This window comes from Flavobacterium sp. KS-LB2 (genome assembly GCF_036895565.1).
Classification (GTDB): Bacteria; Bacteroidota; Bacteroidia; order Flavobacteriales; family Flavobacteriaceae; genus Flavobacterium.
In genome coordinates, this window is sequence record NZ_CP145904.1 from 207,913 (window position 1) to 231,870 (window position 23,958).

16 protein-coding genes are annotated in these 23,958 nt (G+C 35.2%); 9 read left to right on the forward strand and 7 right to left on the reverse strand.

Annotation, left to right across the window (positions count from 1 at the left end; genetic code table 11):
• Positions 1–94: 94 nt before the first annotated feature.
• Positions 95–1,294 carry an ABC transporter permease gene (locus V5J73_RS00970; protein WP_338646959.1) on the reverse strand — a complete coding sequence of 400 codons (1,200 nt, stop codon included), beginning with the start codon at positions 1,292–1,294 and terminating at the stop codon, positions 95–97.
• 3 nt (positions 1,295–1,297) lie between these two features.
• Positions 1,298–1,690, reverse strand: coding sequence for a 30S ribosome-binding factor RbfA (gene rbfA / locus V5J73_RS00975; RefSeq protein WP_338646961.1), 393 nt, complete (start codon positions 1,688–1,690; stop codon positions 1,298–1,300).
• Positions 1,691–1,953: 263 nt separating this feature from the next.
• On the opposite strand from rbfA, the gene V5J73_RS00980 reads away from it, so the two are divergent.
• From V5J73_RS00980 to V5J73_RS01005, 6 genes are all read left to right on the forward strand, one after another.
• Positions 1,954–5,121 carry a UvrD-helicase domain-containing protein gene (locus tag V5J73_RS00980; RefSeq protein WP_338646964.1) on the forward strand — a complete coding sequence of 1,056 codons (3,168 nt, stop codon included), beginning with the start codon at positions 1,954–1,956 and terminating at the stop codon, positions 5,119–5,121.
• Positions 5,122–5,166: 45 nt separating this feature from the next.
• Positions 5,167–6,360, forward strand: a complete 1,194-nt coding sequence (gene kbl / locus V5J73_RS00985) for a glycine C-acetyltransferase (RefSeq protein ID WP_338646966.1) — start codon at positions 5,167–5,169, stop codon at positions 6,358–6,360.
• A gap of 133 nt (positions 6,361–6,493) precedes the next feature.
• Entirely contained in the window at positions 6,494–7,927 is a 1,434-nt protein-coding gene (locus V5J73_RS00990; RefSeq protein ID WP_338646968.1) for an OmpA family protein, read from the forward strand.
• Between the two features lie 64 nt (positions 7,928–7,991).
• Positions 7,992–10,757: a PD-(D/E)XK nuclease family protein gene (locus V5J73_RS00995; RefSeq protein WP_338646969.1), complete on the forward strand. Its 2,766-nt coding sequence runs from the start codon at positions 7,992–7,994 to the stop codon at positions 10,755–10,757.
• 66 nt (positions 10,758–10,823) lie between these two features.
• The gene (locus tag V5J73_RS01000) at positions 10,824–11,063 is read left to right on the forward strand and encodes a hypothetical protein (protein WP_338646971.1); all 240 of its coding nucleotides are present in this window, start codon (positions 10,824–10,826) and stop codon (positions 11,061–11,063) included.
• Positions 11,060–11,731: an ATP-binding cassette domain-containing protein gene (locus V5J73_RS01005; RefSeq protein WP_338646973.1), complete on the forward strand. Its 672-nt coding sequence runs from the start codon at positions 11,060–11,062 to the stop codon at positions 11,729–11,731. The genes V5J73_RS01000 and V5J73_RS01005 overlap by 4 nt, the downstream gene beginning before the upstream one ends.
• Here V5J73_RS01005 and V5J73_RS01010 read toward each other — a convergent pair.
• Complete coding sequence (locus tag V5J73_RS01010; RefSeq protein ID WP_338646975.1) at positions 11,728–12,510, reverse strand: alpha/beta fold hydrolase; 783 nt, start codon at positions 12,508–12,510, stop codon at positions 11,728–11,730. The two genes, V5J73_RS01005 and V5J73_RS01010, sit on opposite strands and share 4 nt — an antisense overlap.
• 129 nt (positions 12,511–12,639) lie before the next feature.
• Between V5J73_RS01010 and V5J73_RS01015 the strand changes: the two genes are divergently transcribed.
• The gene (locus V5J73_RS01015) at positions 12,640–13,845 is read left to right on the forward strand and encodes an AbiH family protein (RefSeq protein WP_338646976.1); all 1,206 of its coding nucleotides are present in this window, start codon (positions 12,640–12,642) and stop codon (positions 13,843–13,845) included.
• A 37-nt stretch (positions 13,846–13,882) separates the two neighbouring features.
• Here V5J73_RS01015 and V5J73_RS01020 read toward each other — a convergent pair whose 3' ends face one another.
• Together V5J73_RS01020 and V5J73_RS01025 are read right to left on the reverse strand one after the other, a co-directional pair.
• Complete coding sequence (locus tag V5J73_RS01020; protein WP_338646977.1) at positions 13,883–14,683, reverse strand: TIGR00266 family protein; 801 nt, start codon at positions 14,681–14,683, stop codon at positions 13,883–13,885.
• A 278-nt stretch (positions 14,684–14,961) separates the two neighbouring features.
• On the reverse strand, positions 14,962–16,254 hold the full coding sequence (locus tag V5J73_RS01025) for an aminopeptidase P family protein (protein ID WP_338646979.1): 1,293 nt from the start codon (positions 16,252–16,254) through the stop codon (positions 14,962–14,964).
• A 203-nt stretch (positions 16,255–16,457) separates the two neighbouring features.
• On the opposite strand from V5J73_RS01025, the gene V5J73_RS01030 reads away from it, so the two are divergent.
• Positions 16,458–19,295: a WD40/YVTN/BNR-like repeat-containing protein gene (locus V5J73_RS01030; RefSeq protein ID WP_338646980.1), complete on the forward strand. Its 2,838-nt coding sequence runs from the start codon at positions 16,458–16,460 to the stop codon at positions 19,293–19,295.
• A gap of 72 nt (positions 19,296–19,367) precedes the next feature.
• On the opposite strand, the gene aceA is transcribed toward V5J73_RS01030, so the two are convergent.
• A complete protein-coding gene (gene aceA, locus V5J73_RS01035) occupies positions 19,368–20,648 on the reverse strand; it encodes an isocitrate lyase (RefSeq protein WP_338646982.1) in 1,281 nt (426 codons plus the stop codon).
• A 47-nt stretch (positions 20,649–20,695) separates the two neighbouring features.
• Entirely contained in the window at positions 20,696–22,297 is a 1,602-nt protein-coding gene (gene aceB / locus V5J73_RS01040; RefSeq protein ID WP_338646984.1) for a malate synthase A, read from the reverse strand.
• A gap of 118 nt (positions 22,298–22,415) precedes the next feature.
• Here aceB and V5J73_RS01045 point away from each other — a divergent pair, with 118 nt between their 5' ends.
• Entirely contained in the window at positions 22,416–23,897 is a 1,482-nt protein-coding gene (locus V5J73_RS01045; RefSeq protein ID WP_338646986.1) for a helix-turn-helix domain-containing protein, read from the forward strand.
• Positions 23,898–23,958 lie beyond the last annotated feature (61 nt).

Genomic DNA, 23,958 nt, shown 5'->3' on the forward strand with positions numbered 1-23,958 from the left:
AAATAGTTAAAAATAAAAAGGAACTAGACAGAAACTATCATAGTGATTTGAATTTAAGGAAAGTAAATGTAAATATTCTTTTTAATTTAAAAAACTAATCCAATAGTTTTTTACTCACGCGACTACTTGCAATTAAGGAAGCAATAAAGCCTAGTGCAACGATAGTTCCCATGACGATTAGTACGTTTTCGAGAGAAAAAATTACTGGATACGCAAGTGTAGGAGTAATCATAACCAACTGAAAATATTCTTGTAGCAACACGATTATGATTCCTAGAATTAAGCCAATAATTCCACCAAAAACACTCAGTAAAGTGCCTTGAAGCAAGAATATTTTTCGCAAATCCTTGATTTCAGTTCCCAGATTAAAAAGGGTTTTTAGGTTTCCTTTTTTATCTAAAATCATCATTATCAATGCGCCAATCAAGTTGAAAAGTGCCACAACAATGACCAAAGTAAATATTAAATACACGGCAATATTTTCGGTATTCAACATTTTATAGAGTGATTCGTTGAGCTGTGCTCTGTTTTTGACCGTAATTTTATTGTTGAAAATAGTTTGAAGTTGGGCAATAATAGCTGTTTCATCAGCATCAGTTTTTGTTTTGATTTCAATTCCAGAAACCTGATTGGTTTTGTATTCTAATAGTTCTTGGGCTAAACCTAAATCAGCAAAAACATATTTCGAATCAAGGTCTTCGCTGATGGCGTAAATTCCAACAGGAATTAGATCCGTTTTGTTAAAAGCTTGTTCTGGATTTTCGATAGCGCCTTTTCCTGGTTTTGGAACCAGAACTTCTAGTTGACGATTAAAGTCCAGCAATCCCATAGAAAATTTTTGGGAAATTCCGTAACCCACAACCACTTGATACGTATTTGGTTTCAACCATTGTCCGTTGAAAAGTTTTGTTTCTATTGCGTTAACTTTGCTAAAATTAGCATCAACTCCTTTCAAGTACGTCACTTCTTGTTTTCCGTCAAAAGTGAATAAAACACGCTCTTCGATAATTTTAGTATACGAAACCAGACCATCAATTTTCTTGATTTGGTCTTCCTGATTTGGAGAAATCAAAAAGGATTTACCTAAAGTGCTGCTTATTTTTAAATCGGGATCAATCTCATTAGTAAAGGAAAGACTAAAAACTTTCAACCCGCTAAAAACGGATAAAACCACAAACAAAGCCATTGCACCAACAATAATTCCCATGCTGGCAATGCGATTGATGATATTGATAGCATTGTTTTTACTGTTGCTAAGAATGTAGCGTTTGGCTATGTAAAGGGGGAAATTCAAATTTTATTGAAATCTGCGTTTGTCTAGGAGATCTCTATTTTCTATAGGATTATCTCTATTTGCTAGGGCATTATCAATCTTTTCAATGTAGTCTAATGAGTCGTCAATAAAGAAAACTAAATTAGGTACTTTACGCAATTGCAAACGAACACGTTGCGATAACTCGTGTTTTATATTTTTAGAATTCGACTTAACTGCCTCTAAAATCTCATTTGCTTTATCTTGAGGAAAAACGCTTAAATGCACTGTAGCTACTGATAAATCTGTAGTTACCGTAACCTTGGATACCGAAATAATTAAATTAGCTACTCCGTTTTTTCTCACTTCACCTTGCAGAATGTCAACCAAATCTTTTTGGATAACTCCACCTATTTTTTTCTGTCTATTTGTTTCCATGGTGCAAAAATACTACTTTTAAGTTTTATACGAACAATTTTTAAAAACAACCTAAAAATTGTTAAGTTTTTAGAAGCTATTTACTTCGTCAGTTCGCTTCGCTCGTGTACTGCTGTTTACTATATCTTTTTATAAGATGATGAAAAATCACCTTATAAAAAGGATGTCGTTTCAATCAGAGTTAGGAGATTTGAGAAATTAGGACGCTAATTCTAAATCAGAAATCAGAAATCTAAAATCGTTAATCAGAAATCAAAAATGTAATGCAAAGACCTTCATTCTCTATATACGACGCTTCAGCCGGTTCTGGAAAAACCTATGCGCTTGTCAAAGAATATTTAAAAATTATCCTTGTCTCCAAAAAGAATGATGCCTATCGCAACATTCTCGCCATTACCTTTACCAATAAAGCGGTTCATGAAATGAAATCTCGAATCGTAGGTAGTTTATCTGAGTTTGCCAAAGAGGAACCAAGCGCAAAAGCACAGGATTTAATGCAGGATTTGGCTATTGATACGCAACTTTCAATCATTCAAATCAAAACTAAATCCCAACAAATAATCAAGCACATCATTCATAATTATGCCGCTTTTGATATTTCAACGATTGATAAATTCACACACAAAGTGATTCGAGCTTTTGCCCATGATTTGGGTTTGCCTATGACTTTTGAAGTCACTTTGGATACCGAAAACTTGCTTGTTGAAGCCGTTGATGCTATTATTGCCCAAGCTGGGGAAGATGAAACCTTGACTAAATTACTCATCGATTTCACGATGGAAAAAACCGATGATGACAAATCTTGGGATATTTCACGGGAAATTTTCGAAACCGGTCGTTTGGTTTTAAACGAAAATAACAGAAACGAAATCACGCATTTTCAAGATAAATCCATCGCTGAGTTTGTCGAAATCAAAACCAAACTTTCTGAAGCCTGTAAAGACTTAGAAAAGCAAACTATTGTTTTTGCAGAAGAAGTGCTATCATTAATTGACAAAAATGGAATTGACACCAAATCCTTTTCTAGAGGTACTTTTCCAAATCATATTAATAGCATTCAGCAAGGGAAATTCAATCCTAAGAATAAAATGTTTCATGAGTTTGATGATATTGCAATCAATAAAACGGCAAAAGACCGAGCGATTATTGAAAACCTTATTCCTGAATTTTTGCAAATTCTGACTAAAGTTTATACTGCTTTCGAAAAGATAAATTTCTACAAAGCGTTCCTGAAAAATATTACACCTTTGTCATTGCTGAATACAGTTAGTAATGAATTAGCCAAAATTCAGGAAGAACAAAATGTACTTTCCATATCGGAATTTAATGCGATTATCCATCGCGAAATCCAAAATCAGCCGGCACCTTTTATATATGAACGATTGGGAGAGCGCTACCGCCATTTTTTTATTGATGAATTTCAGGATACTTCTGAGATGCAATGGCAAAACCTAATTCCACTAATTGATAATGCGACATCCAGTGAGATTGATGGCGAAAAAGGAACTTTGATGATTGTGGGCGATCCAAAACAATCTATTTACAGATGGCGTGGCGGGAAAGCAGAACAATTTATTGATTTAAGTAAAGATCAAAATCCATTTAATAATCCTGAGAAACTTCTCGAGCATTTGGATAAAAATTATAGAAGTTATTCGCAAATAATCGAATTCAACAATGATTTTTTTAAGTTGTTATCGAATGAATTTCAGCACTTGGATTATAAAGATTTGTATGAAAATCACAGCCATCAAAAAACGAATGATAAAACGGGTGGATACGTAAACATTTCTTTCATTCCAAAAGTGGAGAAAATGGATAGTAGTCCAGAATTTACAGGAGATGAAGAAGCTTTGGATAAAACGGAATTGTATGTTTTAGCCACTTTAAACACGATTCAGAAAACGTTGAAACAAGGGTTTCAATATAAAGACATCGTTATTTTGACTAGAAAACGAAGCCAAGGAATTGCGATTGCTAATTATTTGACTGAGCAAAAAATTCCGCTTTTGTCATCGGAAACCTTAATGATTCAAAACGCAACCGAAGTACGGCTGATTATTCATTTATTAAAATATTTGAAAAATAGTTCCGACTTGGAGTCCAAAGCAAACTTTCTTCAATATTTAGCTCAAAATGGTCAGGATAAATTACCTGTTCATGATTTTATTGCCAAAGGAATGTCGTTGTTTCAAGAAACGGATTTTGAAAACTGGTTGATGAGTTTTGATGTTTCGCTTTCGTTTCAAAACATTCGAAAGAAATCATTGTATGAGGCTGTAGAGGTTATTATTTCGAAATTCCTAAATCCAAAAATAAGTAATGCTTACGTCCAATATTTTCTTGACATCGTTCTCGAACGCGACATTCGTAATCAAGCGGGAATTTCAGATTTCTTGAATTTCTGGGATAAAAATGCGGAAAAATTCAGTATTCCGTCTCCCGAAGGAACTAATGCTGTGCGGATTATGACGATTCATAAATCGAAAGGATTGGAATTTCCAGTCGTGATTTTTCCTTTTGCGGAGGAAGATTACAACAGAAAGCCAAAAGATAAGTTATGGCTGAATGCGGAAGAACAGGATTTTGGTTTGCCAAAGGTTTTAATTGATAATAGCAGTGCGGTAGAAGGTTTTGGAGAAGAAGCGGCGGAGGTTTACAATCAAAAAAAACAAGAAGAATTATTGGACAATATCAATGTCTTGTATGTGGCTTTAACCCGAGCTGAAGAGCAATTGTATGTGATTTCGAATATGAATTTGTCTAGCAAAGGAGTGGTTCCTGAAAACAACATGTGTACTTTTTTTATTAATTATGTAGCTAGCAAAGGGATTTGGAATGAAGATAAATTGGAATATGAATTTGGAAATGCAACTAAATTATCTTTGGCAAAACTTCATGTCGATACATCAAAAACGATTCCTTTAGTTGCTGAAATTTTGAATCCAAAGAATATAAAGATAGCGAAGCGAGAAGCATTAATGTGGGGGACGCATCAACAGGAAGCTATAGAGTATGGAAATGTAATTCACGAAATTCTTTCTTTTGTCAAAACTAAAAGCGATGTTGATTTGGCTATTACTAAGTCTATTGAAAGTGGATTGATCACCTTTGGACAAAGAGAAACCGTTTTTAATACTATTCAACAGATAGTGAATCATAGCGAGTTGGAAATTTGCTTTGCTGAAGAGAATAAAGTTTTGAATGAGCAAACAATTATTCAAAAAGAAGGAAAAACAATCAAACCGGATCGTATGGTCATATCAAAAAATAACGAAGTTTTGTTACTTGATTATAAGACAGGGACACATAATGTGAAATACCAGCAGCAACTGGAAAACTATCAATTAGCAATTGAGTTAATGGGTTATAAAGTGATAAAAAAAGCACTAATTTATATCGGAAAAGGAATCGAAGTAGTAAATTTGTAACGATAAAATGAATAATTCGCAATATTGAACTTTAAAATATAAAAAATGTACGGAAAAATAAAAGAACATCTTCAAGCAGAATTACAAACTATAGAAGACAACGGGATTTTTAAAAAAGAAAGAATTATCACCTCGCCTCAAGGAGCAGAAATTACTATTTCTACTGGAGAAACGGTTTTAAATTTTTGTGCCAATAATTATTTAGGATTATCATCACATCCAGAAGTGATTCAGGCTGCAAAAGACGCTTTGGACACGCATGGTTTCGGAATGTCCTCGGTACGTTTTATTTGTGGAACTCAGGATATTCACAAAACATTAGAAAGAAAAATTTCTGAATTTTACGGCACAGAAGATACTATTCTTTATGCAGCGGCTTTTGATGCTAATGGTGGTGTTTTTGAGCCTTTATTAGGGGAGCAAGATTGTATTATTTCGGATAGTTTGAATCATGCTTCTATTATAGATGGTGTTCGTTTGTGTAAAGCGGCTCGTTACCGTTATGAAAATAGTAACATGGAAGATTTGGAGCAACAATTAATTAAGGCTACAGAAGCTGGAACTCGTTTTAAATTAATTGTTACCGATGGTGTTTTCTCTATGGATGGCCTCGTAGCACCTTTGGATAAAATTTGTGATTTAGCTGATAAGTATGATGCGATGGTTATGGTAGACGAATGTCATGCTGCTGGATTTATTGGAGCCACTGGGAAAGGAACACTAGAGGCAAAAGGGGTGATGGGTCGTGTTGATATCATTACAGGGACACTTGGGAAAGCACTCGGAGGAGCAATGGGAGGTTATACCACTGCCAAGAAAGAAATTATCGAGATATTACGTCAAAGATCTAGACCATACTTATTTTCTAATTCTTTGGCACCTGCAATTGTTGGTGCATCTATAAAAGTATTTGAATTACTAGAAAAGGACACTTCATTACGAGACAAATTGGAATCGAATACTAATTATTTTAAAAAAGGAATGAAAGAGGCAGGCTTTGATATTATTGATGGTGACTCTGCTATAGTTCCGGTTATGTTATATGATGCAAAATTGTCACAAAAAATGGCAGAGGAGCTTTTGAAAAAAGGCATTTATGTTATAGGTTTCTTTTTTCCAGTAGTTCCTAAAGATAAAGCGAGAATTAGAGTACAGTTGTCTGCAGCACACACACAAGCTCATCTAGACAAGGCTATCAGTGCTTTTGTTGAAGTTGGGAGAATGTTAAATGTTATATAATTATGAATTGAAGTTATATAATTTCCACTTTTGGTGGTTTTTATAGGTTTTTTTTAACATTTAGTTTTGTAGTTAAAAATTTACGCATTACTTTTGTTTATAATTAACTAAATTGTAATTAAAAAAAACAAGTATGAAACATCTTAACAAACTTTTTGTTGCTGTAATGATGGTCATGGGATTAAGCTCTCATGCACAAGATAGTAACAATCCATGGGCAATCTCTTTTGGAGTTAATGCCGTTGACACTAAAGCTAGTGCTGGTGGAGGACATAATTGGCTAGATCAACATTTTTCTCAACCTTTTGCAGTAAAAGACAATTGGAACATTCTTCCATCAGTATCATACCTTAGTGTATCGAAATACATTGGTGATAATTTCTCATTTGGACTTTCTGGTTCTGTGAATAAAATTGATAAATTTGTAAGATTTTCTCCAGCTACAGTTGGTAGCGATTCACGTGGGTATGTAGTGTCGAACCCAGGAGACCTAATGTATTATGGTGTTGATGCAACTATTAAATATAGTTTCATGAACTTGATTGGTTCTAAAGTTGTTGATCCGTCTTTATCTGTTGGTGGAGGTTATACTTTCTTCGGAGATAGTAGTTTCGGAACTTTGAATCCTGGTGCTGGTTTAACTTTTTGGTTTACTGAAAGTGTTGGATTTGAACTTTCTACAAGATACAAAAAATCATTTGGTGATAGAGAAGATGCTTCTGGTACTCCAGACGCTCCATCTCATTTTCAACATTCAGCGGGTCTTATCTTCAAATTCGGAGGTAAAGATACAGATGGTGATGGAATATATGACAAAGATGATGCTTGTCCAGAAGTTGCTGGTTTAAAAGAATTCAACGGATGTCCTGATACTGATGGAGATGGAATTCAAGATAGTGCTGATGCTTGCCCAGAAGTTGCTGGTTTAGCTGCATTGAACGGATGTCCTGATACAGATGGAGATGGAATTGCTGATAAAGATGATGCTTGTCCAGAAGTTGCTGGTTTAGCTGCATTGAAAGGTTGTCCTGATACTGACGGAGACGGAGTAGCTGATAAAGATGACAAATGTCCAACTGTTGCAGGTCCTAAAGAAAACGCGGGTTGTCCTTGGCCAGATACTGATGGAGATGGTGTTTTAGACAAAGATGATAAATGTCCAGAAGTAAGAGGTACTGTTGCTAATCAAGGTTGTCCAGAAGTTTCTGAAGAAGTTATGAAAACTTTAAATAACTATGGTAAAATAATCTTGTTTGATTCTGGTAAATCTACTTTCCAAAAAGGTACTTACACAGTTTTACAGTCAATTACTTCAATCTTAAAAGAATATCCTTATTCAAGATTTATGATCGAAGGACACTGTGATAGTGATGGTAGTAATGAACTTAACCAAACTTTATCTGAGAACAGAGCTGCTGCAGTTAAAAATTATTTAATTGAAAACGGAATTGCTGCTGATAGACTTAGATCTACAGGTTTCGGAGAAACTAAACCAATTGCAACTAACAAAACTGCAAAAGGAAAAGCAATGAACAGAAGAGTTGAAATATCTTTGATTAAAGAATAATTTCTTTCTAAAATATTTATTAAAACGCCTCGATTTATCGGGGCGTTTTTTTTATTTTTATAGAATGACAAATACTTCTTTTTTAGATAAAATAGCCACAGTTTTAATTGAAAATTATTTAGGCAATCTTTCCAATACGATTGTAGTTTTACCAAACAAACGAGCTAAAATATTTCTGATTGAGGCGTTAAAAAATCAAGTTACCACAAATATACTTTCTCCTGAAATTATAAGTATTGAAGATTTTGTTCAAAATATTGCAGGTATTCGCAATATAGATCCCATTGAACTATTATTTGAATTCTATGAAGTCTACTTATCCATTACCGATAAAGCAAACCAACAAACGTTTGAATTGTTTGCCAATTGGGCTAAAACACTGCTACAGGACTTTAATGAGATTGACCGCTATTTATTAGATCCTTCTCACGTACTTTCATACCTGAAAGATATCGAGGATATCAAAAAATGGGGAATTGAAGTCGAAAATAAAACGGCATTATTAGAAAAATATATTGATTTTTGGAAATTACTTCCCAATTACTATCAATCGCTTTATACACATTTGCTGAACAAAGGAATCGGATATCAAGGCTTGATTTATCGCGAGGCAGTAAATAATTTAAATCATTTTTCGAATTCAGTCCAAGAGAAACAATTTGTCTTTGCAGGTTTTAACGCGTTGAATGCAGCCGAAGAAAAAATAATTCAACACCTTATTACTACCGATCAAGCCAAAATATATTGGGATGTTGACCAAACCTTTCTCAATGATCCGTATCACGATGCAGGATTATTTGTGCGCCGTTTCAAAGAAAGTTGGAAACATTATAAGCAGCATCCGTTTGAATGGATTGTAAATGATTTTTCGCAGACAAAAAACATTCAGGTAATTGGTACACCCAAAACAATTGGTCAGGCAAAAATAGCCGGAAGTATTATCGAGAACGTCATCAATGAAAATCCAAATGGCAAGTTGGATAAAGTAGCTGTGGTTTTAGGCGAGGAAAATCTTTTGGTGCCACTTTTATATTCGTTGCCGTCTACTGTTGGCGCTTTGAATATTACGATGGGGTATTCGAGTAAGAATAATCCAGCGCAGATTTTGATTGCCAAATTATTCAAAATGCACACAAATGCATTGTCTAGAAATGCCAAAAGTTATGTGTTGTATTACAAAGATGTATTGGATATTTTGACGCATCCTTTGGTGGAACCGTATGCGAAAACCAGCGCGCTTGTCCATACCATCAATCAAAATAATTATACTTTTATTACGCATCATAAATTGATGGAATTGAATGTAATTCCGAGTGAATTGTTTCTTCTATTATTCCAAAAATGGGAAGAAGGTTCGATTCCGGTATTAGAGACTATTTCTAAATTATTGCAAACCATAAAAGAAAATTTAAGCAACGATAACGAAGAAGAAAAAATCACCAAAGCTTTTGTTTTTGCCATTTTCAAAGTCATTAACAAACTGATTAATTATTATTCGAAACATGAACATATCGATAAAATAGAAACGCTTTATGCCATTTACAAACAAGTAATTGATTTAGCGGAAGTTTCTTTTGAAGGAGAACCGTTGAATGGGTTACAGATTATGGGAGTCTTAGAAAGTCGTGTTTTGGATTTTGACACCGTGATTGTCACTTCGATGAATGAAGGGAAATTTCCGGCGGGAAAATCGCAAAATTCGTTTATTCCGTATGATGTGAAACGCGAATTAGGTTTGCCTACATTCAAAGAAAAAGATGCGATTTACACCTATCATTTCTATCATTTGTTGCAACGCGCCAAAAACATTTATTTGCTTTATAATACGGAAAGTGAAGGTCTGGATGCGGGTGAAAAAAGCCGATTCATCACCCAACTGGAAGTCGAAAAGCAAAGAAATCATACGCTGACTCACGAAATATATAATGCTGTTTTACCCGAAACAGCGTATCAACCGATGGTGATTCCAAAGTCGGAAAGTGTGATGGTACGATTGAAAGAAATTGCCGAAAAAGGTTTTTCTCCATCGGCATTGACGAGTTATATCCGGAATCCGATTCAGTTTTATTTCCAGAAGATTTTACACATCAGCGAAGTTGAAGAAGTAGAGGAAAATATTGCTTTGAATACGTTGGGAACCATTATCCACGAAACTCTAAAAGTTTTGTACGAGCCTTTCATTGGTAAATTTATTTCAGAAAGCGATATTTTAAATTGTTTCAAACAAATAGATGCTGAGGTTTTGAAGCAATTCAAATTAGTTTATAAAGAAGGCGAAATAAAAAAAGGTCGAAATTTATTAGCGTTTGAAGTAGCCAAACGTAATGTTTCGAATTTCCTGAAAGTGGAACTGGAAAGTATTAAAAATGGCGATGCGATAAAAATTCTAGCTTTAGAACAAACTTTTGGAAGAACATTAAATCATCCAAATTTGCCTTTTCCGGTATTGATAAAAGGAAATGTAGATAGAATTGAAGAGCGCAACGGAGTCATTCGAATTATTGATTATAAAACCGGTAAAGTAGAAAAGGGAAATGTTACTTTGAAATCCTGGAACCGATTAACGGAAGATATTAAAAGCGATAAAATCATTCAGGTCCTCGCCTATGCTTTTATGTATGAGCACGAAGCAAAAGGAAAGCCAATTGAAGCCGGAATTATCTCTTTCAAGAATTTAAAAGCGGGTTTTCTTCCGTTTAATTTTAAAGAAGACAAAGAAATAAATTCAATTATAAATGAAGAAATTTTGAGTAATTATTTAGAACAAATGGTTCTTTTACTAGGCGAAATTTTAGATCAAAACATTCCTTTTGAAGAGAAAATAATTTAAACAGAATTCAAAATCAGAAAATTAGCCAACATTTTTGAGTTTTACAAAAGTACATTGACAATAAACATGTCAATAAGTGCTTTGGCATGGGTTTTTGGAGGATTTGAAACCTTCAAATATGTACTTATTATTTTTGGTTTCTTCATTAGCATTTTGATAAAAGAGGTGAATGCTAAAAATGGATACCTGTTTTATTACAACAACGGAATTTCAAAAATGCAATTGTTTGTGTATGGTTTTCTGATGAATTTTGTTTTTTCGATGGTGCTGATTTTATTCATTAATGTAGTACTGAAACTCGTATGACTAAAAATATTTTAGAAGTAGACAGTGTTCAAAAACAGTATGATGGTAAAATCATAGTTTCCGATGTGTATTTGAAATGTGAAACCACAGATATCATTGGTATTTTAGGAAGAAATGGTTCCGGAAAATCTACTTTGTTGAAAATCATTTTTGGAATTGTAGCTGCTGATTTTAAATTTGTTCGGGTGGATGGCGTCGTGAAATCAAAAACCAGCGATTTGCTAAATGAAATTAGTTATTTGCCTCAAGATAATTTTATTCCAAATTCATTCTCGATACAAAAGACAATCTTATTATCGATTGCCAAAGAGAAATTGCAGGATTTTTATGATGATGAAATGATTCAATCAATGCTGAACAAAAAAATAAAACATTTATCCGGCGGAGAATTACGGTATTTAGAGATTAAATTAATCCTGAATAATGCGTCAAAATTTGTTTTGCTGGACGAGCCTTACAATGGTTTGTCGCCCATAATGATTGAAAAAATTAATGAATTAATCACTGTAATGTCCAGTGTAAAAGGCATTATTATCACGGATCATAACTATGAAAATGTGATTAAGGTTTCCACAAAACTAGCGTTGATGAAAGAAGGAAAAATGCACCACTTGAAAGACAAAAGCGAATTGGTTGAAAAAGGGTATTTGAAATCAGGAATGATTTAGATGCTTTTGAAAAAAGCCAACAATACAATCAATAACTGGTCTTGGTTTTCAATATGACTCATGTGTCCGTCCGGAAAAGTCACCAGTTTTACTGCAGTGTTTTCTATCTGTTCTTTGGTTTCTTCGTAATTTAAAACTGGATCTTTTTCCCCCAGAATCAATAATTTTGGATAAGGTGTAAGATGCAATAACACTTCCCGATCTTGTCGTATTTTCATTCCTTCCAGCGACGCAACGATTCCTTGAAGCGGTGTTTTTAAAGCTTCTTTTTTTACACTTTCAATTTCGTATGAAAGTCGTTCTCTGTTGGATTCGCTGAATAAGTTTGCAATAGAAAGCGAAACAAAGTTCATAAAAGATTGTTTCACCGCTTTAATAGCTCGATCCCGATTTGTTTTTCGTTCCTCGCTGTCGGCTCTTGCGGTAGAGTTTAATAAAACCAATCCTTTTATCGTGTCTGGATACAATTCGGCGAAAGCCAAAGCAACATAACCACCCATAGAATGCCCGACAAAAATGGCTTTTCGGATGCGTAATTCCGATAAAACAGCGTGGACTGCATCGGCATTATCTTCCATCGTTTGCACGTAACTCAAACATTCCGTTTCGCCCTGCCCTAATAAATCTATAGTAATGACGCGGTTTTTTTTAGCAAATTCTGGAATATAAAAATCCCACATGCCTTTGTTTTCCAAGAAACCATGAAGCAAGACAATAGCGGTTCCTTTCCCAGTATCGGAATAGGAGATGTTGGTGTTTTTAAAGAGAATTTGTTTCAAAATGGAAATTTAGTCTACAAAAGTAGCATTTTATTTTTTTAACCATTTAAGAAATATAAGGGCATATAAGTAATTGATGAATGCGTTTGTATTAAAAATAGTATATTTGAGAAAAGGATTTGAGAAAATATGAGCAAGATTTTAATTACAGGAAACGGATTTGATTTATTTCACCATTTACCAACAAAATATAACCATTTTATGGCTATAATGAAGACTGTTGAGAAATTTGAGTTTAAAAAAGAAATATCATTTAAGGATTTGTTTGGTAGAATTTTTAAGGATAAATTCCCTGTTGATTATGACTTAATTATAGACAACTACAAAGTTAATGATATTAGATTTGATTATTTTAAAATTAAAGAATTAGATGTATTATTAAAAAATAATACTTGGTATAAACATTTTAATAAGATATCTGAAATCGAGACTTGGATTGATTTTGAAAGTGAAATAGAAAATGTATTAATTCAGATATCGTCTTTGATCAGGCTCGTAGAAAAAAAACGAACAGGAGAAAAATTTTTCAAAAATGATGATTTGAATATTTATATTGATTTTTCAGAATTTGATTTTTGTGATAAAGGAGTTGAGGGTGCTGTAAATATAGATGATAAATATATAAATATAAGAACAGGTAAATTTGATGGAAAAGAAGTGTTAAGAAAAATGGCATTTTCATTGGATGAATTTACAACTATTTTTAATATCTATTTATCTTATATTATAATGCAGTTTTATGATAATTTCACAGGTAATTTGAAGATTCCTATCCATTTTATTGACTTCTTTTACTCGTTTAACTACACGCCAAGTTTAGAGAAATTATATATTCATAATACCAATGTAGTTTATTTACACGGTGAAACAAATATTGATAATTCAATTCAAAATATTGTTTTAGGAGTGGATGAAATTCCAAATGAGATTGTTTCAAATAAAGCTTTCGAATTCTCGAAATATTATCAAAAAATAATAAAAAGAACAAATAATACTTTGTTTGAAATTCCCAACAAGGACACACAGATTTCAGAAGAAAATGTTTTTTATGTTTTTGGACATTCTTTAGATAAATCGGATAAAGAATATATTGAAAATATATTTTGTTTTTTAGAAAAAGATTACACCCAAACATCTGGTATAGTTGTCTTTTATTATGATGAAAATGATAATAAAAGTAAAGTGAAAAACCTTTTTTCTTTCATTAAAAAAGATATAATAATTGATTTAAATGCTTCCGGAAGATTAGCTTTCGTAGAAATTACTAAAGCAAATCTTGAAAGGGAATTTAGTAAAAAACTTTGGCAAAAGTATGGTGAAAATTATATGGTATAAATAAACGGCCTCCATTTCTGAAAGCCGTTAATAAAATTTAAAATCTTCTATCTCCATCTAGCAAACTTCCTAATCCGCCTAATAAACTTCCTTCGTCGCGACTGTTTCCGCCTGCTCTTGGTGCAGAGGCGATGATTCTGTCCGCAAGTCGGCTGAAAGGCAAGGATTGTACATAAACTGTTCCTGGACCGCGGAGTGTAGCGTAAAACAAACCTTCGCCACCAAAAATAGAATTCTTAATACCGCCAATAAACTCAATGTCATAATCGACATCTTTGGTAAAACCTACGATGCAACCGGTGTCGACTTTTAGTATTTCGCCTGCGGCTAATTCTTTTTTGGCTAATGTTCCGCCGGTATGTACAAACGCCATTCCGTCGCCTTCTATTTTTTGCATGATGAAACCTTCGCCACCAAACAATCCACGACCGAGTTTTTTAGAGAATTCGATTCCCACAGAAACACCTTTGGCAGCGCAAAGGAAAGAATCTTTCTGGCAAATGAATTTTCCACCAAATTGTGTCAAGTCTATTGGGATTATTTTCCCGGGATAAGGCGATGCGAATGAAACTTTGCTTTTGGTATTGTTTTGATTGATGAACGCAGTCATAAAAAGACTTTCGCCAGTGAGTACTCTTTTTCCGGCGCTTAAAAGCTTGCCAAATAATCCGTTTTCCTGCCCGGAACCGTCTCCAAAAATGGTTTCCATTTGGATATTATTGTCCATCATCATAAAACTTCCCGCTTCGGCAATTACAATTTCCTGTGGGTCCAGTTCTATTTCCACATATTGCATTTCCTCGCCGTAAATGTGGTAGTCTATTTCGTGTGCTTGCATGATTTCTGTGTTTTAAGTTTTTTAAATATGTCGGAAGCGTGATAATAAAGTTACAGCTTTACCATGAATTTTGGAATTGATGTTTTGGAACTATATGTTTTCTCGTTCTAGTGCGCAAGGGATAGCAGCGGAAAGCCCGCAGTCTTGTCTTTTTTGACGAGACGAGGACTTGCAGCGTATAGCCCGACGTAGCTGGAGTTTACGGAAGCTGGGTTGCGCCCAAAAAAAAAATCGGTTCACATTGCTGTAAACCGATTTGATTGTATGTTTTCAAGGAATTAACTGTTCATTAATTCTTCGATTTCGTCCACTTCAATTGGGATGTTGCGCATCATGTTGAACGGTTCACCGCTTTCCTGAACGATAATGTTGTCCTCCAGACGGATTCCGAAACCTTCGGCAGGAATGTAAATTCCAGGCTCTACGGTAAATACCATATTGGCTTGCATGGGTTCGGTCAGGATTCCGTAATCGTGCGTGTCCAATCCCATGTGGTGTGATGTCCCATGCATGAAATATTTTTTATAAGCGGGCCATTCTGGGTTTTCGTTTTGCACATCGGCTTTGTCAATAAGACCCAAACCTAGTAGTTCTGAAGTCATTAATTTACCTACTTCGATATGGTATTGTTTCCAAAGTGTTCCTGTAGTCAGCATTTTGGTCGCTTCGTTTTTTACATTTAAAACGGCATTGTACACTTCTTTTTGTCTTTTGGTGTACTTTCCTGAAACTGGAATGGTACGCGTCATATCACTGGAATAATTCGCATATTCAGCTGCAACATCTAGTAAGATCAAATCACCGGCTTTGCATTGTTGGTTGTTTTCGATATAGTGCAACACATTGGCATTGTTTCCGGAAGCGATTATTGGCGTGTAAGCGAAACCTCTGGAACGGTTGCGAATGAATTCGTGAATCAACTCGGCTTCGATTTCGTATTCGGTAACGTTTGGTTTCACGAAAGGCAATAATCTTCTAAAACCAAGTTCGGTAATATTACAGGCTTTTTGGATTAAATCCAATTCTTCGGTTTCTTTTACAGAACGAAGGCGTTGCAATATCGGGTTACTTTTGGCGACAGCATGTGCAGGATATTTCTCTTTCCACCATTTTACAAAACGGGCTTCGCGCGTTTCAGTTTCTACGGTAGCACGGTAATGCTCATTAGTATTGATGTAAATTGTTTCAGCATGAGTCATCATTTCGAATAAAACTTTTTCAAAATCCTGTAACCAATGTACGGTTCTGATTCCTGTTACTTCAAAAGCACGCTCTTTAGTCAGTTTTTCACCTTCCCAAATTGCAATGTGTTCGCTGGTTTCTTTCAAGAAAACCATTTCTCTTTGGTACTCGTATGGCGCATCTGGGAAAAGCAATAAAATACTTTCTTCCTGATCGACTCCGCTTAAGTAAAAGATATCACGGTGTTGTGCAAATGGCAACGTACTATCTGCAGAAACGGGATAAATATCATTAGAATTGAAAATGGCAACGCTTTTTGGCTTCATCTGAGCCATGAACTTTGCTCTATTTTTTATAAATAAATCTCGGTCAATTTGGTGGTATTTCATATGTTGATTTTTTTTATTTAATTGTAGTAAAATGCAATCTTAATGGGCGTTTTTATGGATAAATATAAATAACATTATACAATCCTTACTTTTTATATTGAATATTCAAAAATACTAACTTTGAGAGAAACGGATGTTAATTACACTATAAAATTTTTAGATAACTATTTTTATGATTAATTTTCCAATTCAAATCAGTTTACATGAAAAAAATAGTACTCTTCTCTGCCCTTATCGTACAAAGTGTCTCTTGGGGACAGGTTTCTACCGAAGCGATTCAGCAATCATTGGAATCCAAAAAACAAATGGAAAATCAATCGATTTTTCAGCAGGTTACTTTCGAAAATGTGGGGCCAACGGTGATGAGTGGAAGAGTGGTGGATGTGGATGTAAATCCGGAAAATCCAACCGAATTTTATGTGGGATATGCTTCGGGCGGACTTTGGTACACGAATAATAATGGGATGAGTTTTTCGCCGGTTATGGATGCGGCGCCTACGCAAAATGTGGGTGATATCGCGATAGATTGGAAACGAGGAACGATTTGGGTAGGAACTGGTGAAGTGAATTCGTCCCGATCATCTTATGCAGGAATTGGAGTTTTGAAATCCGAAGATAAAGGAAAGACTTGGCAAAATATGGGATTGCACGACAGCCATCACATCAGCAGAATCCTAATAAATCCATCAAATCCAGATGAAGTTGTTGTGGGCGCAGTGGGACATTTGTATTCGAAAAACGAAGAACGAGGAATTTATAAAACGATTAATGGCGGAAAAACGTGGAGTAAAACCCTTTATATCGATGATGAAACAGGGATTATAGATGTTGCTGTTTCGCCAAAAAACTTTAAGGTTCAATTTGCGGCTTCATGGAGCAAAGACAGAAAAGCGTGGGATTTTATTGGAAGTGGCGCTACTTCTGGAATTTATAAAAGTGAAGATGCGGGATTGACATGGAAACTTTTTACGAATGCTGAAAGCGGATTTCCTGTTGGCGAAGGCGTTGGGCGAATTGGTTTAGCGGTGTATGATGATAATAACGTGTATGCCATTTTGGATAATCAATTCAAAAGACCGTTGCAATCTAAAAAAAGCAATTCGTTGCCGGTTGCATTTTCTATGCCGGGAGACGAATTTTTGAAATTGCCGAATAAAAGTCTGAATTCTATTTTAAAGAATTACGGATTGACCGAGAAATACAGAGCAGAAAATATCAAACACTGGGTTCAAAATGGGTATTTGCAACCTAATGAAGCCGCAAAAGTGGTTCTGGATGCGATAAATAGTTTAGCCGAAACAGAAGTTATTGGCGCCGAAGTATACAAATCAAGTAATGGAGGAAAAAATTGGAGTAAGACCCACCAAGATTTTATTGATGATTTCTTTTATTCGTACGGCTATTATTTTAGCGTCATTTCTGTTGATCCAAACGATGTGAATAAAATTTATTTGTCAGGTGTGCCGATTATCAAATCGAATGATGGCGGGAAAACATTTACCTCCATAAGCGAAGAAAATGTTCACGCAGATCATCACGTAGTTTGGGTGAACCCAAATAAATCCGGGTATTTAATTAATGGAAATGACGGTGGTTTGAACATTTCGTATGATGATGGAGCGCATTGGGTAAAAAGTAATTCGCATTCAGTAAGTCAGTTTTATGCAGTGAATGTAGATGAGCAAGAGCCATATAATATTTATGGAGGGATGCAGGATAATGGTGTTTGGGTTGGACCAAGTACGTATAAATATTCCTCAGAATGGTACCAAACTGGAAAATATCCTTATGAAAATTTGATGGGAGGCGACGGAATGCAAACTCAAATTGATAAAAGAAATCCAAATATTGTTTTTACAGGTTTTCAGTTTGGAAACTATTATAGAATTGATCGTGCGAATAACAAACGGGATTATATTTCTCCAAAGCCAAAAAAGGACGAAAAACCGTTCCGATTCAATTGGCAAACGCCTATTCTATTGTCTTCGCACAATCAGGATATTTTATACATGGGGTCTAATTTCTTGCACCGTTCGATGAATCAAGGGCAAACTTGGACCGCTATTTCGCCTGATTTGACACAAGGAGTGAAAGAAGGAAATGTAGCTTTTGGGACCATCGCTACGATCAGCGAAAGTGCTTTGCAGTTTGGTTTACTCTACACGGGAAGTGATGACGGATTGATTCATGTTTCGAAAGATGGCGGTGCAACTTGGAACAAAATTTCGGGAAATTTACCTCAGAATCGTTGGGTTTCCAGAGTCGTGGCTTCGGCGCATAAGAAAGAAAGAGTTTATGCAACTTTAAACGGATATCGAAATGATGATTTCACGAGTTATGTGTATGTATCAGATGATTTTGGACAAAGTTGGAAAAATATCGCCAGTAATTTGCCTGCAAGTCCTGTGAATGTAATTGTTGAGGATAATGTCAACGAGAATGTTTTGTATCTGGGAACGGATAACGGATTGTATGTTTCGTTAAATAAAGGAACGAGCTGGAATGATTTTTCTAACGGAATCCCAAATGTAGCCGTTCACGATCTAGTGATTCAAAAGAAAGTCAAAGATTTAGTGGTAGGAACTCACGGTCGCTCGGTGTATAAAGTCAATTTAGAACAAGTGCAGCAATTGAGCGATAAAGTAGTAGCAGAAAATCTTCATGTTTTTGAATTAAAAAAGATAAAAAAATCAAGAGAATGGGGAAATAGCTGGAGTTCTTGGGCTAAAGCTTCAGAGCCAAAAGCGGAGATTTGGTTTTATTCGAATGGGGATTCAGAAGTGCTTTTACAAATTGAAAACAGCTTTAAAGAAGTCGTTTATTCTCAGAAAGTGAAAGCGTCAAAAGGACTAAACAAACACGTTTATGATCTTTCTATAAGTAAAGCAATAGCTGATAATTGGAAAAATAAAGACAAAAAACTAAAATTGGAAGCAGCTAAAAACGGCAAATATTACCTTCCAGTCTCAGTGAATAAAATAAGTATTCAAAAAGGAAGCGAGAAAGTGGTTACTGATCTTGAAATTATAGAATCAAAATAAACAATCCTTTTATTTTAAAAACAAAAAACACGATTCTAGATGAAATCGTGTTTTTTTATGGTTGCTGCTTTCTTAAAACTGTGCTACTTCTGTAGAATCTTTCATCGCAGTTGTAGAAGATTTTCCAATTGTCACGGTATTTTGTACCGCATCAAAATAAGAAGTTCCTACGAAACCTTGGTGTTTTACGGCTTTGAAGCCGTGTTTTTGCAAAGCAAATTCTCTTTCCTGTAATTCAGAATAGCCCGCCATTCCTCTTTCTTTGTAGGCTTTAGACAATTCGAACATACTCGTATTCAACGCGTGGAATCCTGCCAATGTTATGAATTGGAATTTGTATCCCATTGCAGCAAGATCTTCGCGGAACGTTTCCATTTCAGCAACGGATAATTTTGCAGCCCAGTTGAAAGAAGGCGAACAGTTGTAAGCCAACATTTTTCCTGGGAATTTTGCGTGAATTCCTTCGGCAAATTTTCTTGCGTAATCCAGATCCGGATTGCTGGTTTCCATCCAAATTAAATCTGCATAAGGCGCATAACTCAATCCTCTGTCAATTCCTTGCTCCACACCACAATTTACATAGAAAAAGCCTTCTCCGGTTTTTTCACCCGTGATGAATTTAGCATCTCTTGTATCAATATCGCTAGTCAATAGGTTAGCTGCATCTGCATCTGTACGGGCAACAACAATAGTTGGCGTTCCCATTACGTCAGCCGCTAATCGAGCCGCAATCAATTTGTTGATGGCTTCTTGTGTAGGAACCAATACTTTTCCGCCTAAGTGACCGCATTTTTTAGCAGAACTCAATTGATCCTCAAAGTGAACTCCCGCAGCTCCCGCTTCAATCATCGATTTCATTAATTCGAAAGCGTTCAGGTTTCCACCAAAACCAGCTTCGGCGTCAGCAACAATAGGAACTAAATATTGTTTTTTATCAGTTGTTCCGTTTACTACTTGTATTTGGTCTGCTCTCAACAGGGCATTATTGATTCGTTTTACTACTAATGGAACACTGTTAGCAGGATATAAAGATTGGTCAGGATACATTTCTCCGGCTACGTTTGCATCAGCTGCAACTTGCCAACCGCTCAAATAAATAGCATCTAATCCTGCTTCTACCTCTTGAATGGCTTGGTTTCCGGTAAGTGCGCCAAGTCCGGCTACAAAATCCTGAGAATTTAGTTTATTCCATAAAGTATTCGCTCCAATTCTGGCAACACTATGTTCTATTTGATACGAACCTTGCAATTTTACCACTTCTTCAGCAGTGTAAGGTCGCTCAATGCCATTCCATCTTGGGTTCGTAATCCAGTCGGTAACTAATTCTTGAATTCTTGTTTCTGTAGTTTTCATTTTTCTTTTTTTTTGGTTGTTTGTTAATAGGTATTGCAATTGATTTTTTAAATGTATTTGTATCCTGGAATTGTCAAAAATTCGATAAAATTGTCGTTCACGACCAAAATGTCTAATAATTGTTCGGCCAATCTGTATTTATGTTTTTCGTGATTTTCGTTTCCAACAAGTTTTCTGATTTTTTCAAATTCTTCCATCGCTAGTCGGTGATAGTATTTTTCGGTCAGGACTTTTTGATTGTCTAAAACGACTTCGTTTTGTAGCCATTGCCACAATTGTGATCTCGAAATCTCAGCAGTAGCTGCATCTTCCATTAAATTATGTAACGCTGCTGCACCTTGTCCGTTGAGCCATGAAGCGATATATAAAACTGAAATACTGATGTTTTTTCGAACACCTTCTTCAGTTATAGTTCCTTTGGGAGTTTCGAGCAAATCACTTTCGGTAACGTGTACATCTTCTCTTTTTACATGAATCTGATTTTTGGTCGGCATGTATTTATCGAAAACCGTCATGGCAAGTGAAACCAAATCCGGATGTGCGACCCAAGTGCCGTCATGACCATTTTTTACTTCCCGTTCTTTGTCGGCTATTACTTTGTCGAAAGCAATTTTATTAGCTTCTTCGTTATTTTTTATTGGAATTTGTGCCGCCATTCCACCAATTGCATGAATATTTCGTTTGTGGCATCTTTGAATAACCAATTGGGAATATGCACTCATAAATGGTGCAGTCATCGTCACCTGATCTCTGTTTGGAACAATGAAAGCCGGGTTTTTTCTTAGTTTTTTGATGTATGAAAAAATGTAATCCCATCGCCCGCAATTAAGGCCAACAATATGATCTTTCAATTCAAAAATGATTTCGTCCAATTGAAAACTGGCAGTTATAGTTTCGATTAAAACCGTGGCTTTGAATGTTCCGTTTTTCACGCCTAAATATTCCTGCGTGAATTCGAAAACTTCATTCCACCATCTTGCTTCCAGATAATGTTCCAGTTTTGGAATGTAAAAATAAGGTGCCGTTCCATCCTCAATAAGTTGTTTGTGATTGTGAAAAGCATACAAACCAAAGTCAATTAAGGAACCCGAAGTTTGTTCTCCATCAATCAAAATATTTTTCTCCGGCAAATGCAAGCCTCTTGGTCGAACAATCAGTACGGCAGTTTCGTTGTTCAGACTGTATTTTTTATTCTTTATAGTATCTTCAAGAGCAATGGTTTTATTTACCGCGTCTTTCAGGTTTTGTTGACCCGTCATTAAGTTGCTCCAAGTAGGAGAAGTGCTGTCTTCAAAATCAGCCATGAATGTTTTTGCCCCCGAATTCAATGCATTGATAACCATTTTTCTATCGACCGGTCCGGTTATTTCGACTCTTCGGTCTAATAAATCCTCGGGTGTTGTTGCAGCTTCCCAATTACTTTCTCTGATGCTTTTTGTTTCAGAAGGAAATGTTGGTAACGTGCCTGCATCAAATAAATGCTGTTGATTTTTTCTTTCGGCTAATAGCAAAAGTCTTTTGTCATTGAATCTGTGATGCAATTCCGTTATTAAATCAATAGCTTCATCCGTCAAAATTTCTGGATAATGTTCTTTTGTTTCAGTTGAAAACTGTAACGTTTTTTCGGTTATTTCAATATTAGTTTTCATGGTTAAAATGTTTTACACGACAATGTTACAAAAAGTTTTTTACAAAACAAGCGAACGTACGCTAAAAATTAAAAATATTTTTTTTGGCGAAAATATTTTTTTAGTATATCTTTGAGATATGAACATAGAAAAGGATTATATCAAGTTAATTTTTGGATTAAAACTGAAGCAGGCTCGCACCAATAAGAATCTGTCATTGTTTGGTTTGGCGAAAATCACGGACCTGTCAAAATCGTATTTGAACGAAATTGAAAAAGGCAAAAAATATCCTAAAACGGATAAAATCATTCTGTTATCTGAAAAGTTAGATGTTTCCTATGATAATATGGTTTCATTGAAGCTGGATAATAATCTGGCACCCATTGGAGAAATTCTAAAATCGGGAATTCTAAAAGAAATTCCTCTGGAGATTTTTGGGATTCAGGAAAATGACCTTATCGATATTATTGCTAACGCTCCTGCAAAAGTCAATGCGTTTATCAGTACGATTATTGAGATTGCACAACATTATAATTTGACAAGAGAGAGTTTCTTTTTGGCTTCGTTGCGATCGTATCAAGAAGCACATACAAACTATTTTGAAGATTTAGAACAGAAAGTATTACAGTTTTCGAAAGCGTTTCACGTGAATATTGAAGCCAAAATTTCGATTGAAGAACTTACGGCGATACTAATAGAAGAATATGGTTATACGATAAAAGAACTCGTTTTTTCGGAGCAAGAACAATTGGGTGATTTGAGATCGATTTTTGTGCCAAAAAGCAAGACATTGTTGCTTTCATTAGACATTGACGAACCTCAAAAATCGTTTATTCTGGCCAAAGAAATTGCGTATAATTACCTTGAAATCACCGAAAGATTGTACACGTTCAGCTGGATTAAGTTTGATAACTTCGATCAGGTTTTGAACAACTTTTATGCTTCTTATTTTGCCGGAGCGTTACTTATTCCAAGGCAGAAACTGATTGACGAACTGAATTTATTTTTGTCTAAAACAGATCCAAAACCTCAGGAAATGATTGCTTTGATGAGCGGGTTCAATGTTTCGCCTGAATCGTTCTATCAAAGGTTGACTAATATTTTGCCAAAAGACTTTCAGTTGAAAAACCTTTTCTTTCTGAGATTGTCGCATCAAATAGGAACGGATACGTATCAGATAAAAAAGGAATTGCATATCACGAACCAGCAGGAACCGCATGCGAATGAAATGAATGAGCATTACTGCCGAAGATGGGTTTCTATTCGTACGATAGAGCAATCATTGAAGCAAAAGAAAAGTCATTTTTTTGATGCGCAAATCTCCAGTTATGAAAACAGCAAAAATGAATATCTTGTTTTTTCATCGGCAACGCCGGATCCGTTTAAAATAGATTGTATTCGCAGTATTTCGGTAGGAATATTAATTACACCGGGAATGAAGAAAAAATTCAAGTTTATTGAAAGTGATTCGATTAAAAAACAGATTGTCGGGGTTACCTGTGAAACTTGTGCCGTTAAAAATTGTTTGGAACGTGCTTCGCCTCCAATTCAATTGGAACAAAAAATGCGCAACGAAAACACTGATTTTATTGTACAGCAATACATGACAAAATTCAGTTAGCGCATAGCTGTCTATTAAATGAAAAAGCACCGAAAATTCAACTGTGAATTGTCGGTGCTTT